This window comes from Denitromonas halophila (assembly GCF_007625155.1).
In the GTDB taxonomy this organism is placed as follows: domain Bacteria; phylum Pseudomonadota; class Gammaproteobacteria; order Burkholderiales; family Rhodocyclaceae; genus Nitrogeniibacter; species Nitrogeniibacter halophilus.
The window spans coordinates 346,856-361,220 of the sequence record NZ_VMNK01000006.1 but is presented as its reverse complement, the minus strand read 5'-3'; the positions used below and the strand labels follow the sequence as shown (position 1 = coordinate 361,220).

Below are 14,365 nucleotides of genomic sequence, written 5' to 3'. Positions count from 1 at the left end.
ACCCGCCAGCGGTGTTCGCATTAAGGTTGTTGGCGGGTTAAAGCCCGCCCTACGACGCCGGCGTGTCCTCGTCGACCACCACCCCTTCACCACTCGCCAGCAGCCGCGCATAGGCGCCGCCCGCGTTGGCGAGTTCGGCGTGGGTGCCTTGTTCGACGATGCGGCCGTGCTCCATCACCACAATCAAATCCGCGTCACGAATCGTCGACAGGCGGTGCGCCACGACCAGCACGGTGCGGTTCTGGCGCAGTTCGGCAAGGGCGTCCTTGACGGCGCGTTCGGACTCGTTGTCGAGGGCCGAGGTGGCTTCATCGAGCAGCAGAATCGGCGCGTCCTTGAGGAAGGCGCGGGCGATGGCGACGCGCTGGCGCTGGCCGCCGGAGAGCTGGCTGCCGTTGGCGCCGACGCGGGTGGCCAGGCCGTCGGGCAGCTTGGCGATGAACTCCATGGCGTGGGCATGGCGGGCGGCGGTTTCAATGTCGTCGGCGGAGATATCCGGCCGGCCGTAGGCAATGTTGGCGGCAATGGTGTCGTCGAACAGCACGACTTGCTGACCAACCCAGCCGATCTGCGCGCGTAGCGCAGCCAGAGGCAATTCCGGCAGCGGCGTGCCGTCGAGCAGGATGCGGCCGCTGGCGGGGTCGAAGAAGCGCGCGATGAGCTGAATGATGGTGGTCTTGCCGCTGCCCGAGGCACCCACCAGGGCGACTGTCTTGCCGGGCGGGATGTCGAGCGTGAAGTCGCTGACCGCCGGCTGGCTCTGGCCGGTATAGCGGAAGCCGACCGACTCGAAACGCAGCGCACCGCGTCCGCGCTCGACGGTACCGACGGCGGTGTCCGGCTCGGCCGGGCTGTCGAGCAGTTCGAAGATGCTTTGCGCGCCGGCCAGACCTTTCTGGATGACGTTGTTCACGTTGGTGAGCCGGCGGATCGGCTCGAAGAGCATGGCCATGGCGGCCACAAACGAGACGAAGGTGCCGGGCGTGAGGCGGTCTTCGGCCGACAGTGCGGAGGCGGCCCAGATGACCAGCGACACCGCCGTGGCGGCGACGATCTGCACAATGGGCACGTTGGCCGCGGACACGCGCACGGTGCGCATGGTTTCCTTGCGCAGGCGCTCGGAGATTTCGGCGAAGCGGCTGTTTTCGTGATCGTGTGCGCCGAAGATCTTGATTTCTCGCACGCCGTTCAGGCTCTCTTCAACCGCACCGGTCATGTGGCCGGTGGTGGCCTGCATGGCGCGGTTGCCGCCGCGCAGCTTGCGGCTGGCCTGGCGGATGATGATCGCCATGACTGGCGCGACGATCAGCAGCAGCAGGGTCAGCTCCCAGGCGGTCCACACCAGGTAACCGGTCAGACCGATCACCACCAGGGTGTCGCGCACCACGATGATCCAGGCGTTGGACAGCGCGCTGCCGACCTGCGGGATGTCGTACAAGATGCGCGAGAGCATGCGCCCCTGCGCCTCGGCCTGATGCGCCGACACCGGCAGATGCATCTGATGGCGGAACACCTGCTGGCGCAGATCGGTGATGGCCTTGTTGGCCACCCACTGGCTGGATACGCTCGACAGGTACTCGGCAATGCCCTTGCCCAGGAAGGCCAGCATCAGCAGCAGCGGCACCTTCCACTGTGCGCTTTCGCTCTTGCCGATCAGGCTCTCGTCGATCAGCGGCTTGAGCAGCGCGGGCAGCACCGGCTCGAGCGAGGCGGCGGCGATCATGGCGATCACCGACAGCGCCACCACCTTGCGGTAGGGCAGGATGCTGCCGAGCAGGCGGCGGTAGAGGGCGATGCCTTCTTTCATTCTCTATGCAAAACCTTATCGACGATCAGGCTCGACCAGCCATCCGAGCGGAATTGCTGCTTGAGTGCCTCATCTTCATACACCGTATCGACCCATGCCATGAAGTCGATCGGTGTGTGGGCGTTGTAGGCCACATAGCTGGCGAGGAAGAAGTCCAGCACGCCGGTGCGCGCCTTTTTGGAGTGACCGTAGCGCCAGTGCAGCTCGCTCATGGTGTCGGCGACGGGGTGGCCGAGATGGAGGATGCGGTATAGCGCGGCGGCGATGCCCGCGCGGTCGGCGCCGGACTTGCAGTGCATCAGCGCCGGGTACTCGATGGAGGCGAACAGGTCTTTGAGCATGTGAATGCGCGCCCGGCTCGGGGCGCCACGCGAGAACAGTTTGGCGTCGATGAAGGCAATGCCGAGCTCGTCGCAGACCTGGCGCTCCAGCGTGTAGGAGCCGAACTCGCTCTCGCCGCGCAGATTGAGGATGGTGCGCAGGCCGTATTTTCGGTGGTAGCGGCGGATCTGCGCCGGGCTGGGCTGGCTGCTGCGGAACATGCCGCCGCCGAGGTCGTGAAAGTTGTTGTAAATCGCACGGACGAAGCCGTGGTCGACCACATGCATGTCGAGCCAGGCGAGGAAACGACCCATCGGGGTGGAAATATCTTTAGCCACTCGGTGCTCAAAAGGCGTTTGGCACGCGACAGCGCTGGCCGCGTGGCGCCGGCAATCGGCGCGGATCAGGGGCGGAGTATACCGGACGCCCGTGGCGGATCGCCTACCGGTTGAACCACTTGAGCGTCACGCCCCAGGCATGGATGTCCAGTCGGGTGGCCTGGCCGCAGGCGAAATCGAGCCCCAGCCAACGCTCGGGCGCCAGCCCCAGCAACTGCCCGGCGATGACTCGCAACGGGCCGCCGTGGCCGACCACCACATGCGCGGCGGCCTCCGGGTCGAGCGCGGCCGCCATCCAGTCGCGCACGCGGGCGGCCATCTCCAGCGGGGTTTCGCCGCCGGGTGGGCGGAAATTCATCGGGTCTTTCGACCAGTCATCGATCGCGCTGCCCAGGGATTCGAATGTCTGCCCTTCCCACTGACCGAAGCTGATCTCTTGCAGGCGCGCATCGACCGCCGGCGCGCCCAGTTCGGTGGCCAGACGGTGGGCACGTTGCAGCGGGCTGCTGTGCAGCGTGTAGTCTGCTGGCAACAGGGGCTTGAGGCGTTCTGCCACCTCGGTGGCGGATTCGGCGAGGCCGACATCGGTCTGGCCGTAGCACACGCCTTGCGCCACGTCCGGCCGCGGGTGGCGGATCAGATAGAGTTCCATGCGATCAATATTCCAAGATAAGTGGCCAGTTCACTGACTTGCTGTACCGCGCCGAGGCAGTCGCCGGTATAACCGCCGATGCGGCGCACGAAGAGGCGCGCCGCCCAGGCGGTGACGATGAGGACCGCGACTACGGCGCCGAGCGCTTCGGCCGGGCCGAGCAGTAGCAGGGGCAGCAGACCGCCGGCGCCGGCAATCGACAGCTCCATGCTGCTCAGCTGCTTGGCCAGCGGCTTGGACTTGCTGGTGTCGTCCTCGCGCACATAGCTCAGGGTGTGGATCAGGCTGGTGGAAGCGAGGCGCGAGAGGGTGTGGGCGACGATCATGGCGACGATGGCATGCGGAATGCCATGGGCGGCGATCTCGACCAGCGCGGCCGCCTTGGCCAGCAGCATCAGCACCAGACCGGTCGCCCCATAGCTGCCGATGCGCGAGTCTTTCATGATGCTGAGCACCTGCGACTTCTCCCAACCGCCGCCGAGGCCGTCGCAGGCGTCGGCCCAGCCGTCTTCATGGAAGGCGCCGGTGAGGCGGATGGTGGCCGCCATCGACAGGATCACCGACAGGCTGGCGGGCAGCCACTGGCGGGCAAACCAGAACACCGCCGCGCCCGCCGCGCCGACAACGAGGCCGACCCAGGGAAAGTAGCGCGCGGCATGGTTGAGCCGCTCGGGCGAATACGGCACCCAGCCTGGCACCGGAATGCGGGTGAAGAAGCCGAGCGCGGTGAAGAAGAGTTCGAGCTGATAGCGCACGAGGTCAGCGTCTCCGGGTCACCGGGCGGCGCCATGGCGATGAACGCCACCGCGAACGGCACACGCGGCCCACCGCCATCCGCCGGGCCGTCCCAAGGAGGGCGCGGCCCCCTCGGGGGGCAGCGAGCGGATGTGAGCGTGGGGGCTCCACCCTCCGGGCCGTCCCAAGGAGGGCGCGGCCCCCTCGGGGGGCAGCGAACGGATGTGAGCGTGGGGGCTCCACCCTCCGGGCCGCCCCAAGGAGGGCGCGGCCCCCCCGGGGGGCAGAGAACGGTAGTGAGCGTGGGGGCTCATCACTCTTTACCGCTGACGCCGGCAGATTCGAAACTGGCCATCTCGTTGAGGAAGTTCACCGCCGCCTGGAGCAGCGGCCAAGCCAGCGCCGCGCCCGTGCCTTCGCCCAGGCGCAGGCCCAGGTCGTATAACGGGGCGGCGTCGAGGTGGGCCAGCTGGGCGCGGTGGCCGGCCTCTTCCGAGCGATGGGCGAACACGCAGTAGTCGAGCACAGCGGGGCTCATCGCATGGGCGACCAGCAGGGCGGCGGTGACGATGAAACCGTCGATCACCAGCACCATGCGCTTCTCGGCGGCGCCGAGCATGGCGCCAACCATCATGGCGATTTCGAAACCACCGTATTCGGCGAGCACGTCCAGCGGGTCGCTCGGCCGGCCGCCGCGGGCCAGGGCGGTGCCGAGCAGCGCCTGCTTGCGGTCGAGGCCGGCGTCGTCCAGCCCGGTGCCGCGGCCGACCAACTGCGGCAGCGGAACGCCGGTGATGCCATGGGTGATGAGCGAGGCCGAAGCGGTGTTGCCGATGCCCATTTCGCCAAAGCCGACCGCGTTGCAACCGCGTTCGGCGAGGCTGTGCGCCAGCTTGCGCCCGGTTCGGATCGCTTTGTCGCATTGCGCCGGCGTCATGGCCGGCTGTTCGATGTAGTTGGCGGTGCCGGCGGCGATCTTGCCGTTGATCAGCCCCTCGCGCGGGCCGAAGTCATGTGCTACGCCGGCGTCCACAATCCGCAGGCCGAGGCGCATCTGGCGCGCGAACACGTTGATGGCCGCACCGCCAGCGAGGAAGTTCTCGACCATCTGCCAGGTCACGTCCTGCGGGTAGGCCGACACGCCGGCCTTGGCGGCGCCGTGGTCGCCGGCAAATACCAGCACGTGCGGCTGGGTCAGTGACGGCGTCAGTGTCTGCTGGATGCGCCCGATCTGCATGGCCAGCAGCTCCAGCCGGCCGAGTGCGCCGAGGGGTTTGGTTTTGCCATCGACCTTGGCTTGCAGGGCGTCAACCAAGGCGGTGTCGAGTGGGGCGATGTCGTAGGACATGGGAGAAAAATCCGTCAAAAGTCGGGCGGATGGTAGCACGCAGCCCGGCTCAGGCCGGGGGCGCCTTGAGCGTCAGCGGCAGGCCGGCGGCGACGAAAGTGACGCGGTCGCACACGGCGGCGACCGACTGGTTGAGCCGGCCCGCTTCGTCGCGAAACAGCCGGCCCAGCGGCGAGTCGGGCACCAGACCAAGGCCGACCTCGTTGGCCACCAGGATCGTCAGCCCGGGCAGTTCGGGCAGGCTGGCGAGCAGCGCGGCGTGTTCTCGCTGCCAGTCGGGCAGGGCGTTGGCGACATGCGGTGCGCGCAGCTCGGCCGCGTCTTGCATCAGCAGATTCGACAGCCACAGGGTGAGGCAGTCGACGATCACGCAGCCATTAGCGCGGGCCGCGTCTTGTAGTGTGTCGGCCAGCGCGGTGGGCGCTTCGATGGTGTGCCAGTGCTCGGGTCGGTCGGCGCGGTGGCGGGCAATGCGCGCGGCCATCTCGGCGTCGCCGGCTTCGGCGGTGGCGATGACGGTGACCGGGCCGCCGTGGTCCAGCGCGCGTCGTTCGGCAAGCCGGCTCTTGCCGGAGCGGGCGCCGCCTAGGATGAGTTCGGTGGGCATGGGATGGTGCGTCGCACAAGCAGTGATAACCGGTGTATTATTCACGACTGCCCGCTGCTGCGGGCAAACGCATGTTTCAGGTGCCTGCGAATGCATCCATTCGCGGGATAAACGGGAAACAGGTGCGCGACGATATCAAACGTTCCTCTGGAACGGTCGCAAGGCCTGTGCTGCCCCCGCAACGGTAAGTGGTGACAAGGTGCATCCAACCGCCACTGGATCTTCGGATCTGGGAAGGCGATGCCCCCGGCGCAAGCAATACTGCGCGCCAACCATGAGCCCGGATACCGGCCCGGAACTGCACAAGCGGAAGTGCCGCGGGGGGCGGTCACGGGTGCAGCACGCCTGTTTCACTCTCTTCGGTACGCCATTTTCTTTGCGTTGGCATGTTTGGACGGGGTCGTCCGGCGTGCCTGGGAGTGTTCTCGTGCGACTTCGTTTGTCTGCCGCCGCGCTGGCGGTGTTCTGTGCTTTTCCTTTGGTTTCGATGGCGGCCGATTCGGTTGGCGATACGGTGGTGGTGACCGCGACGCGCACGGCGCGTACGGTCGATGAGTCGCTGGCTGCAGTGACGGTGATCACCCAGGCCGATATCGAGCGCCTGCAGGCGCGCTCGGTGCCCGATCTGCTGCGCGGTCAGCCGGGGATTTCGCTAACCAACAACGGCGGTCGCGGCAAGCAGACCTCGGTGTTCATGCGCGGCACCGAGTCGGACCATCTGGTGGTGCTCATCGATGGCATCAAGGTGGGCTCGGCAACCTCCGGTTCGGCGGCCTTCCAGGACATGCCGGTCGATATGATCGAGCGCATCGAAATTGTCCGCGGCCCGCGCTCCAGCCTGTACGGCTCGGAAGCCATTGGCGGTGTGATCCAGATTTTCACCAAGCGTGGTGGCGGTGAGTTTCGCCCCAGCGGCAGCATTGGCTTTGGCAGCAAGGGCGCGCGCAAGGCGAGCATCGGCCTGGATGGCGGTGGCGAGCAGGGTTGGGTGAGTCTGAACCTGTCGCATGACGCGACGGATGGTTTCGATTCGTGCCGGGCAGAGGCGGACGGTTTTGGCGGTTGTTTCAACAACGAACCTGATCGCGACGGCTACCAGAATCTGTCCGGTTCGGTTCGGGCGGGCTACCGCTTTACGGGCGGAGCCGAGCTCAACGTGAACTGGATGCGTACTCAGGCCAAGTCCGACTTCGACGGTTCATCCCAGAATGAAAGTGATACGGTGCAGGAAGTGTTTGGCGGCCGTTTCTCGTTCTCGCCGGTTGCGGCCTGGAAGATGTCGTTCAGCGCCGGGGTGAGCACGGACGACTCGAATAATTACAAGGACGACCTGTTCAAGAGCAGCTTCGACACCGAGCGCACCACACTGTCGTGGCAAAACGATATCGCGCTGGGCGCCAACACGATGCTGACCCTCGGTCTGGATCACCAGGACGATGAGATCATCAGCACCACGGCCTACCCGGAAACTTCACGCACCAACGACGGTGTGTTCGCGCTCTATCAGGGCGCGCTGGGCCAGCATGACTATCAGGTCAGCCTGCGCAGCGACGACGACGAGCGCTACGGACGGCACAACACTGGTGCCATCGCCTGGGGCTACACCGTGTCCGACGCGCTGCGTCTGACCGCGAGCTATGGCACGGCCTACAAAGCGCCGACCTTCAACGAGTTGTACTTTCCGTTCTATGGCAATACCGATCTGGAGCCCGAGCGTTCGCGCACCGTGGAGTTCGGTCTGTCGGGTCGGGGCGGCTGGGGGTACTGGTCGGCCAATGTGTTCCAGACGCACGTGGAAGACCTGATTGGCTACGACGCCAGCATTTTTCTGGCCAACAACATCAGCGAAGCACGCATTCGCGGCATCGAGGGCGTGATCGGTACGCGCCTGGCCCAGTGGGATTTGCGCACCAGCGTGACCCTGCTCGACCCACGTGATCAGTCGGGTGACAAGAACGATGGCAACTTGTTGCCGCGTCGCGCCAAGCAGACCTTGCGTGTCGATGCCGATCGCGACTACGGCAAGTTCAGCGTGGGGGCCTCGCTGCTGGCGGCCAGCCATCGCTACGACGAGGTGGCCAACACCCATCGTCTGGGCGGTTACGGGGTGCTCGATCTGCGTGCCGAATACAAGCTCGCCGCCGACTGGCGTCTGCAGGGCACGATCGGCAACGCGTTCGACCACGAATACGAGACCGCGCGCTTCTACAACCAGGAAGGTCGCAGCGTGTTCGTGACCCTGAAGTACCAACCCAAGCGCTGATGCGCACCAAGGCGCTGCCGATCTCGTCGGGCACTGCGGTTCATCCGCGTGCGGCAGTGCCGTTTTCGGGCGACACTAGGGCGGTTTTGACTGCCCGAGCCTTGCACAACCGGATGTTCGCCCGAAAATCCGCCTTCCTGACCCTGGCCGGCTTGCTCGTCGTCAGCGTGTTCGCCTTTCTGCTCGCCTTGCGCGCGGGCAGTCTGGACGCGGCATGGGGCGACGTGTTCGCCGTGCTGGGCGGTCAGGTCGATGGCACGCTCGGTGTCGTCATCCGCGAGCTGCGCCTCCCACGTGCCGTGGCCGCCTTTACCAGCGGCGGGTTGCTGGCGCTGTCGGGGGCGCTGATGCAGGTCTTGCTGCGCAATCCGCTGGCCGATCCCTATGTGCTGGGGATCTCCGGTGGTGCGGCGGTGGGCGCGCTGTCGGCGATCCTGCTCGGCGCGGCGACCTGGCTGATCGATGGCGCGGCCTTTGCCGGCGCGGCGCTGGCCATGCTGGTGGTGTTCGGGCTGTCGCGTGGCGATGGTTCCTGGACGCAAACCCGCTTGCTGCTCACCGGTGTGATCGTGGCTGCGGGCTGTGGGGCCGTGGTGGTGTTCATGCTGGTGATGGCGACCGACACCCGAGTTCAATCGATGCTGTTCTGGCTCACCGGCGATGTGTCCGGCGCATCGCGGCCGTGGCCGGCGTTGGCGGTGCTGGTGGCCGGTCTGCTGGCGACGCTGCCGTTTGCGCGCGACCTGAACGTGCTGGCGCGTGGCGAGCTGAGCGCGCGGGCACTGGGTGTGCGCACCAAGCGTCTCCGTTTGCTGGTCTATCTGCTGGCCTCGCTGCTCACCGCCACGGCGGTAACGCTGGTCGGGCTGGTCGGTTTTGTTGGCTTGATCGTGCCGCACCTGGTGCGTCTGGCCACTGGCAACGATCAGCGCATTCTGCTGCCCGCCTCGGCACTGGCCGGTGGGGCCATGCTGACGCTGGCCGATACCGCCGCGCGTACGCTGGTGGCGCCGATCCAGCTGCCGGTCGGCGTGCTGACCGCCATGATCGGCGTGCCGGTCTTCCTGTTTTTGCTGGTGCGTCACCCGCGATGAAAACCGACGCCACGCCCCTGCTCGAAGCGGACAATCTGGCGGTGCAGATCGGCGAGCGCTGGATCTGCTGCGACTTGTCGATGCGGCTGATGCCTGGTGAGCGGCTGGTCTTGCTCGGCCCCAATGGTGCCGGCAAGACCACCTTGCTGCATGCGCTGGCCGGTTTGCGTGAGGTGCAGCGTGGCGAGGTGCGCTTGCAGGGCCGAGCGCTGGCGGAGTGGCCGGGCCGCGAATTGGCGCAGGTGCGCGGCGTGCAGCCGCAGTCGCAGCCGGACTGGTTCGCCGCCACGGTGATGGAAACCGCGCTGGTGGGGCGTCATCCGCATCTGGGGCGCTGGGCCTGGGAAAGTGGCGACGATGTGCGCATTGCGCACGAAGCATTGATCTGTATGGGTCTCGACCACATGGGGGAGCGTAATATCCTCACCCTGTCGGGCGGTGAGCGGCAGCGTCTGGCCATCGCCAGCTTGCTGGCGCAGCAGCCGGACCTGTATCTGCTCGACGAACCGTTGTCGCATCTTGACCTGCATTACCAGGTGGCGGTGCTGGCGCACTTCTCCGCGCTCGCTCAGGGAGGCGCCGGGGTGGTGATGGTGCTGCACGACCTGAATCTGGCGGCGCGCTTTGCCGACCATGTGGTGCTGCTGGATGGCAGCGGCAAGATGGTCTGTGGTACGGCCGACGAGGTCTTGCAGGCCGATGTATTGAGTGCGGCGTTCGGGCATCCGCTCCGCCGTCATGTGATCGAAGGTCAGGTGGCCTTCTTGCTCGAATGAGGTGTTTCATGCGTTATGTGTCGCGATTGATTGCCGTCTGGCTGCTGGCCATGGCGAGTGTGCAGGCCGCCGAGTGCCCGCGCATCGTCAGCCAGTCGCCCTATCTCACCATGGCCATCGAGTGGCTGGGGCAGGGCGAGTGCATTGTCGGCGTGTCGCGCTACGACAGTTTCAAGCCGAAACTGCCGCGCACTGGCGGGGTGATGGACCCGGATGCCAAGGCCATTGCTGCGCTCAAACCCGATGTGGTGATCGGTTCCGACATGGCCGACGAGGCGGCGTTTGCCGCTGCCGTGCCCAAGGGCGCCAAGGCGGCGCGGATGGGCGGCTTCAACTCGATGTTCGAGGTCGAGTCCATGCTCGAAGACATCGCCTTGCTCATTCAATCATCCGAAGGCGGCAAGGTGGCGAGCTTTCGCCGAGGCTGGTTCACCCGCGCCAAAAACACCGGCGCACGCGGCGAACGCGTGCTGCTGCTGACGGCCTGCTCCGGTACGCCGTACTCGTATGGTCGCAAGCATGTGCTGGGCGATCTGTTTTACGCTGCCGGCTTCAACGTGGTCGAGGAAGACGTACGGGTGCGCGCCGTGCGTGCCGGCGAGGCGGTGCCCGATCTGGCCGCGCTGATCGCCAGGACGCAGCCCGATATCGTGTTCACCTTCAACCGCGCCGCCGACACCGAATGCAAGGTGGTGCTGGAGGAGAAGCCCGGCGTCAAGATCATCCCGCTCGATGGCGACAATTTTCTCAACCCCGGCCATCGCATGATCGACGGCCTCGATGAAGTGACCCGCATCATGCGGGCACAGCGCACACAATGACCGATAACTCCGAGCGCGACGCGCGGCACAACGATCGCATGGCCCGAAAGAAGGCCGTCGTGGATGAAAAAATCGCCGCGGCCGACACCGCCCGCGGCGTCCTGCTGGTCAATACCGGCAACGGTAAAGGTAAGTCCAGCGCCGGCTTCGGCCTGGTGGCCCGGGCGCTCGGCCATGGCATGAAGGTCGGCGTGGTGCAGTTCATCAAGGGGCGCTCCGACACCGGCGAAGAGGCCTTCTTCCGCCGCCAGCCTCAGGTCCAGTGGCATGTGATGGGTGACGGCTTCACCTGGGAGACCCAGGATCGCGCCCGCGACGTGGCCAGCGCTGAAGCGGCCTGGGCCGTGGCAAAGCAGCTGCTCACCGACCCGGCGATCGGGCTGGTGGTGCTGGATGAACTGAATATCGCACTCAAGTACGGTTATCTGGACGTGGCGACCGTGGTGGCCGATCTGCTCGCCCGCCCCGTCGACCAGCATGTGGTGGTCACCGGCCGTGCCGCCCCACCCGAGCTGGTGGCTGCTGCCGACACCGTGACCGAGATGGGCCTCACCAAGCACGCCTTTGCCGCTGGCATACAGGCCATGGCCGGCATGGAGTTTTGAACCCCTCGCGGCAGCTCACCGCACTGGCGCCGGCGGCGGCGGGTCGGCATACTTCGTTCCATTGAGCGAATTCTGGAAACACATGCGTAAAGTGATCGACAATCCCGCGCGTCCCGGCTGGGTCTATCTGGTGGGCGCCGGCCCTGGCGATGCCGAATTGCTGACCTTGCGGGCGGCGCGCCTGCTGACCGAAGCGGATGTGGTGGTCTACGACAACCTCGTCGGCCCGGAGGTCATGGCCTTGTTGCCGGACACCGCCGAGCAGCGTTACGTCGGCAAGAAGGCCGCCGATCACGCGCTGCCGCAGGAGCAGATCTGTGCCCTGCTGGTGTCGCTGGCGCGCGAAGGCAAACGGGTGGTGCGGCTCAAGGGCGGCGATCCGTATATCTTCGGTCGCGGTGGCGAAGAGGCCGAAGCGCTGGTCGAGGCCGGTATCCCGTTTGAAGTGGTGCCGGGCATCACGGCCGCCTCCGGCGTGTCGGCCTACACCGGCATTCCGCTCACTCATCGTGAACATGTGCAGAGCGTGGTGTTCGCCACCGGTTACGGCAAGGAAGGCGCGGTTGATCTCGATTGGCCGGCGCTGGCGCGGCCGAACCAGACCGTGGTGATCTACATGGGTGTGTCGCGCATCGGCGAGATCTGTCGCGAGCTCGTCCGCCATGGGCTGTCGCCCGACACCCCCGCCGCCATGGTGCGCCACGGCACGCTGCCGGCCCAGCAGGTCATCACCGCCACGCTGGCCGACCTCGAGGACAAGGCTGCCGCCGCCAACATCAAGCCGCCCGCGTTGCTGCTGGTGGGGACGGTGATTACGCTGGCCGACAAGCTGGCCTGGTTTCAGGGGGCCGCGGTAGACGCCGATTGAGCATTGATCGCGCCCGACACAAATCAAAACGCCCTGCACTTGCAGGGCGTTTTTCATGGTTCTGGCAGATGGGTGCCGGGCGGTGTTCACCGCCGGGACTGACGACGCCGGGCGGTGCGCCGCGCGATGGCGATACCGCCGATGGCGCTGAGCAGCACGGCGGTGGCCAGCCATTCGGACCAGTGAATGGATTGATCGGCGTGGCCGGGATGGGCCAGCGCCGGTGCGCAGCTAAGCGCGAAGAGGCTGGCGGACATGAGAATCTTGCGGAACATGGCGGTCTCCTGTGAGGGTCAGGCAGCGGCCGCAGGGGACTGCAGCAGGCCTTCAGTCTTGATGAAATCGATGATCTCGGCCAACCCCTGGCCGGATTTGAGGTTGCTGAAGATGAAGGGGCGGGTGCCACGCATCTTGCGTGCATCGCGGTCCATCACCTCCAGGCTGGCGCCAACCAGGGGGGCGAGGTCGATCTTGTTGATCACCAGCAGGTCGCTCTTGGTGATGCCCGGCCCGCCCTTGCGCGGGATCTTGTCGCCGGCCGACACGTCGATCACATACAGCGTGAGGTCCGACAGCTCGGGCGAGAAGGTGGCGGCCAGATTGTCGCCGCCGGACTCGACGAAGATCACGTCCAGCCCCGGAAAGCGCTGGTTGAGCCGGTCCACCGCCTCGAGATTGATCGAGGCGTCTTCGCGAATCGCGGTGTGCGGGCAGCCGCCGGTCTCGACGCCGATGATGCGCTCGGGCTCGAGTGCGTCATTGCGCACCAGAAACTGCGCGTCTTCGGCGGTGTAGATGTCGTTGGTGACCACGGCGATGTTGTAGTGCTCGCGCAGGGCGCAGCACAGGGCCAGGGTGAGGGCGGTCTTGCCGGAGCCGACCGGGCCGCCGATGCCCACGCGTAGAGGGGTCTTGTTGGCAGGGTTCATGAGGTCTCGCTTCAGGATCGGAAGAGTCGGGAATATTGGGTCTCGTGATGGCAACTGGCCAGCGCGAGTCCGGGGGTGAAATTGCTCCATTCGGCTTCGGGGAGCGTCAGCGCCGTGCTGGCCAGGGCGGGGATGTCGTCGCCGAGCGCGGCCAGCAGGCGTTGCCCGGCAGACTGGCCCAGCGGCACGACCTTGATCGCGGCCATCACCTGGTTTTCCAGCCAGGCCCACAGGTAGGCGGGCAACGCTTCGCGGGCCGGGATCTGCCAGGCGCTGGCGGCCGCGGTCCAGGCGGTGGGAAAGGCCGGGGTGTCGATGGCGGCAAGGCGGTCGTTCATGCCGGGCAGGTCGCGGAAGGCGGGCAGGTCGCGCAGCAGGCGCACCAGCGAATAGCCCATCTGCACGGTTTCCGCTCGCAGTTCGGCGGCTTCGCGGCTGGCCAGAAAGTCGGTATTGAGCTGTGCGACGCGGGCATCGTCGCCGGCATTCCAGACCGCCAGCAGGCGGGCGGCAAGCGGGGCTTCAAAGCGCGCCATCGCGCTGTGCATGAGGCCGCCTATCCACGCGTTGGCGCTGGCCTCGTCGGTCACCGTGCCGGCCTCGGCCGCCCATTCCAGGCCTTGGGAATAGGTGTAGGCGCCCACCGGCAGGGTGGGTGAGCTCAGCTGCAGGAGGCGGATGCGGGCCAGACTCATGCCGGGCTGCGGTATTCGTGGATGCGCGGGCCGCGCCGCTCGGCCGAGCTGTCGTCGCCTGCGTGCGAATGGCCGCCGCCGTAGGCGCCGGCTTCGGGTTCGAACGGTGCTTCGAGGTGGCTCAGCATGCAGCCCAGGCCGCGCAGCATGTCGGCCAGCACATGGTCATCGGCCAGGCGCAACCAGCCGCCGCGCATGTCGCCGCCGACCTGCACCGGCACATGGCGGTTGCCCAGGTGGTAGGCGGCGCGGGCCAGATCGAGCAGGTTTTCGCAGCGCACCTCGATCAGCGACTCGGGCGATGAATACACTTCGACGATGTCGCCGTCGCTGGCCAGCAGGCGGTCACCACCGCGCAGGATGGTGCCGCGCGGCAGGAACAGGCCGGCGTCTTCGCCGCTGTCCAGGGTGGTGCGCAGCCGGCTCTTGGTGCGGAGGTCGAAGTTCAGCGTGAGCGTCTTGGTGCTCTCGTCGGTGCCGGTGTAACGGTGTTCGATCAGCAGCAT

Annotated in this window: 16 protein-coding genes and 1 riboswitch; of the genes, 6 read left to right on the top strand and 10 right to left on the bottom strand. The window is 66.5% G+C overall.

Annotated elements, in window-relative coordinates; genetic code table 11:
* Positions 1 to 49 precede the first annotated feature (49 nt).
* From msbA to cobU, 6 genes are all read right to left on the bottom strand, one after another.
* Positions 50 to 1,807, bottom strand: a complete 1,758-nt coding sequence (msbA, locus tag FHP91_RS08750; RefSeq protein ID WP_144309199.1) for a lipid A export permease/ATP-binding protein MsbA — start codon at positions 1,805 to 1,807, stop codon at positions 50 to 52.
* Complete coding sequence (locus FHP91_RS08745) at positions 1,804 to 2,466, bottom strand: tyrosine-protein phosphatase (RefSeq protein WP_246116261.1); 663 nt, start codon at positions 2,464 to 2,466, stop codon at positions 1,804 to 1,806. Before FHP91_RS08745 ends, msbA begins: the two co-directional genes overlap by 4 nt.
* Positions 2,467 to 2,569: 103 nt before the next feature.
* Positions 2,570 to 3,118 carry an alpha-ribazole phosphatase family protein gene (cobC, locus tag FHP91_RS08740; protein ID WP_144309198.1) on the bottom strand — a complete coding sequence of 183 codons (549 nt, stop codon included), beginning with the start codon at positions 3,116 to 3,118 and terminating at the stop codon, positions 2,570 to 2,572.
* Positions 3,103 to 3,873 carry an adenosylcobinamide-GDP ribazoletransferase gene (locus tag FHP91_RS08735; protein WP_144309197.1) on the bottom strand — a complete coding sequence of 257 codons (771 nt, stop codon included), beginning with the start codon at positions 3,871 to 3,873 and terminating at the stop codon, positions 3,103 to 3,105. The genes cobC and FHP91_RS08735 overlap by 16 nt, the downstream gene beginning before the upstream one ends.
* Before the next feature lie 293 nt (positions 3,874 to 4,166).
* The gene (gene cobT / locus FHP91_RS08730; RefSeq protein WP_144309196.1) at positions 4,167 to 5,201 is read right to left on the bottom strand and encodes a nicotinate-nucleotide--dimethylbenzimidazole phosphoribosyltransferase; all 1,035 of its coding nucleotides are present in this window, start codon (positions 5,199 to 5,201) and stop codon (positions 4,167 to 4,169) included.
* 49 nt (positions 5,202 to 5,250) lie between these two features.
* Complete coding sequence (cobU, locus tag FHP91_RS08725) at positions 5,251 to 5,808, bottom strand: bifunctional adenosylcobinamide kinase/adenosylcobinamide-phosphate guanylyltransferase (protein ID WP_144309195.1); 558 nt, start codon at positions 5,806 to 5,808, stop codon at positions 5,251 to 5,253.
* A gap of 61 nt (positions 5,809 to 5,869) precedes the next feature.
* Positions 5,870 to 6,118: riboswitch (cobalamin riboswitch) on the top strand.
* Between the two features lie 117 nt (positions 6,119 to 6,235).
* Here cobU and btuB point away from each other — a divergent pair.
* The 6 genes from btuB to cobA all read left to right on the top strand — a co-directional run bounded on the left by btuB (position 6,236) and on the right by cobA (position 12,235).
* Complete coding sequence (gene btuB / locus FHP91_RS08720; RefSeq protein WP_222105150.1) at positions 6,236 to 8,071, top strand: TonB-dependent vitamin B12 receptor; 1,836 nt, start codon at positions 6,236 to 6,238, stop codon at positions 8,069 to 8,071.
* Positions 8,072 to 8,184: 113 nt separating this feature from the next.
* Positions 8,185 to 9,165 carry a FecCD family ABC transporter permease gene (locus FHP91_RS08715; protein WP_144309194.1) on the top strand — a complete coding sequence of 327 codons (981 nt, stop codon included), beginning with the start codon at positions 8,185 to 8,187 and terminating at the stop codon, positions 9,163 to 9,165.
* Positions 9,162 to 9,941, top strand: a complete 780-nt coding sequence (locus tag FHP91_RS08710) for an ABC transporter ATP-binding protein (RefSeq protein ID WP_144309193.1) — start codon at positions 9,162 to 9,164, stop codon at positions 9,939 to 9,941. Before FHP91_RS08715 ends, FHP91_RS08710 begins: the two co-directional genes overlap by 4 nt.
* Positions 9,942 to 9,949: 8 nt before the next feature.
* A complete protein-coding gene (locus FHP91_RS08705) occupies positions 9,950 to 10,762 on the top strand; it encodes an ABC transporter substrate-binding protein (protein WP_144309192.1) in 813 nt (270 codons plus the stop codon).
* A complete protein-coding gene (gene cobO, locus FHP91_RS08700) occupies positions 10,759 to 11,367 on the top strand; it encodes a cob(I)yrinic acid a,c-diamide adenosyltransferase (protein WP_144309191.1) in 609 nt (202 codons plus the stop codon). The genes FHP91_RS08705 and cobO overlap by 4 nt, the downstream gene beginning before the upstream one ends.
* Positions 11,368 to 11,449: 82 nt before the next feature.
* On the top strand, positions 11,450 to 12,235 hold the full coding sequence (gene cobA, locus FHP91_RS08695) for a uroporphyrinogen-III C-methyltransferase (RefSeq protein ID WP_144309190.1): 786 nt from the start codon (positions 11,450 to 11,452) through the stop codon (positions 12,233 to 12,235).
* A gap of 86 nt (positions 12,236 to 12,321) precedes the next feature.
* Here cobA and FHP91_RS08690 read toward each other — a convergent pair whose 3' ends face one another.
* Genes FHP91_RS08690 through ureE form a run of 4 tightly spaced genes read right to left on the bottom strand, consistent with a single transcriptional unit; the run spans position 12,322 to position 14,365 of the window.
* Positions 12,322 to 12,510: a hypothetical protein gene (locus tag FHP91_RS08690; protein WP_144309189.1), complete on the bottom strand. Its 189-nt coding sequence runs from the start codon at positions 12,508 to 12,510 to the stop codon at positions 12,322 to 12,324.
* A gap of 18 nt (positions 12,511 to 12,528) precedes the next feature.
* Positions 12,529 to 13,164 carry an urease accessory protein UreG gene (gene ureG, locus FHP91_RS08685; RefSeq protein ID WP_144309188.1) on the bottom strand — a complete coding sequence of 212 codons (636 nt, stop codon included), beginning with the start codon at positions 13,162 to 13,164 and terminating at the stop codon, positions 12,529 to 12,531.
* An 11-nt stretch (positions 13,165 to 13,175) separates the two neighbouring features.
* On the bottom strand, positions 13,176 to 13,859 hold the full coding sequence (locus FHP91_RS08680) for an urease accessory protein UreF (protein ID WP_144309187.1): 684 nt from the start codon (positions 13,857 to 13,859) through the stop codon (positions 13,176 to 13,178).
* A complete protein-coding gene (gene ureE, locus FHP91_RS08675; protein ID WP_144309186.1) occupies positions 13,856 to 14,365 on the bottom strand; it encodes an urease accessory protein UreE in 510 nt (169 codons plus the stop codon). The genes FHP91_RS08680 and ureE overlap by 4 nt, the downstream gene beginning before the upstream one ends.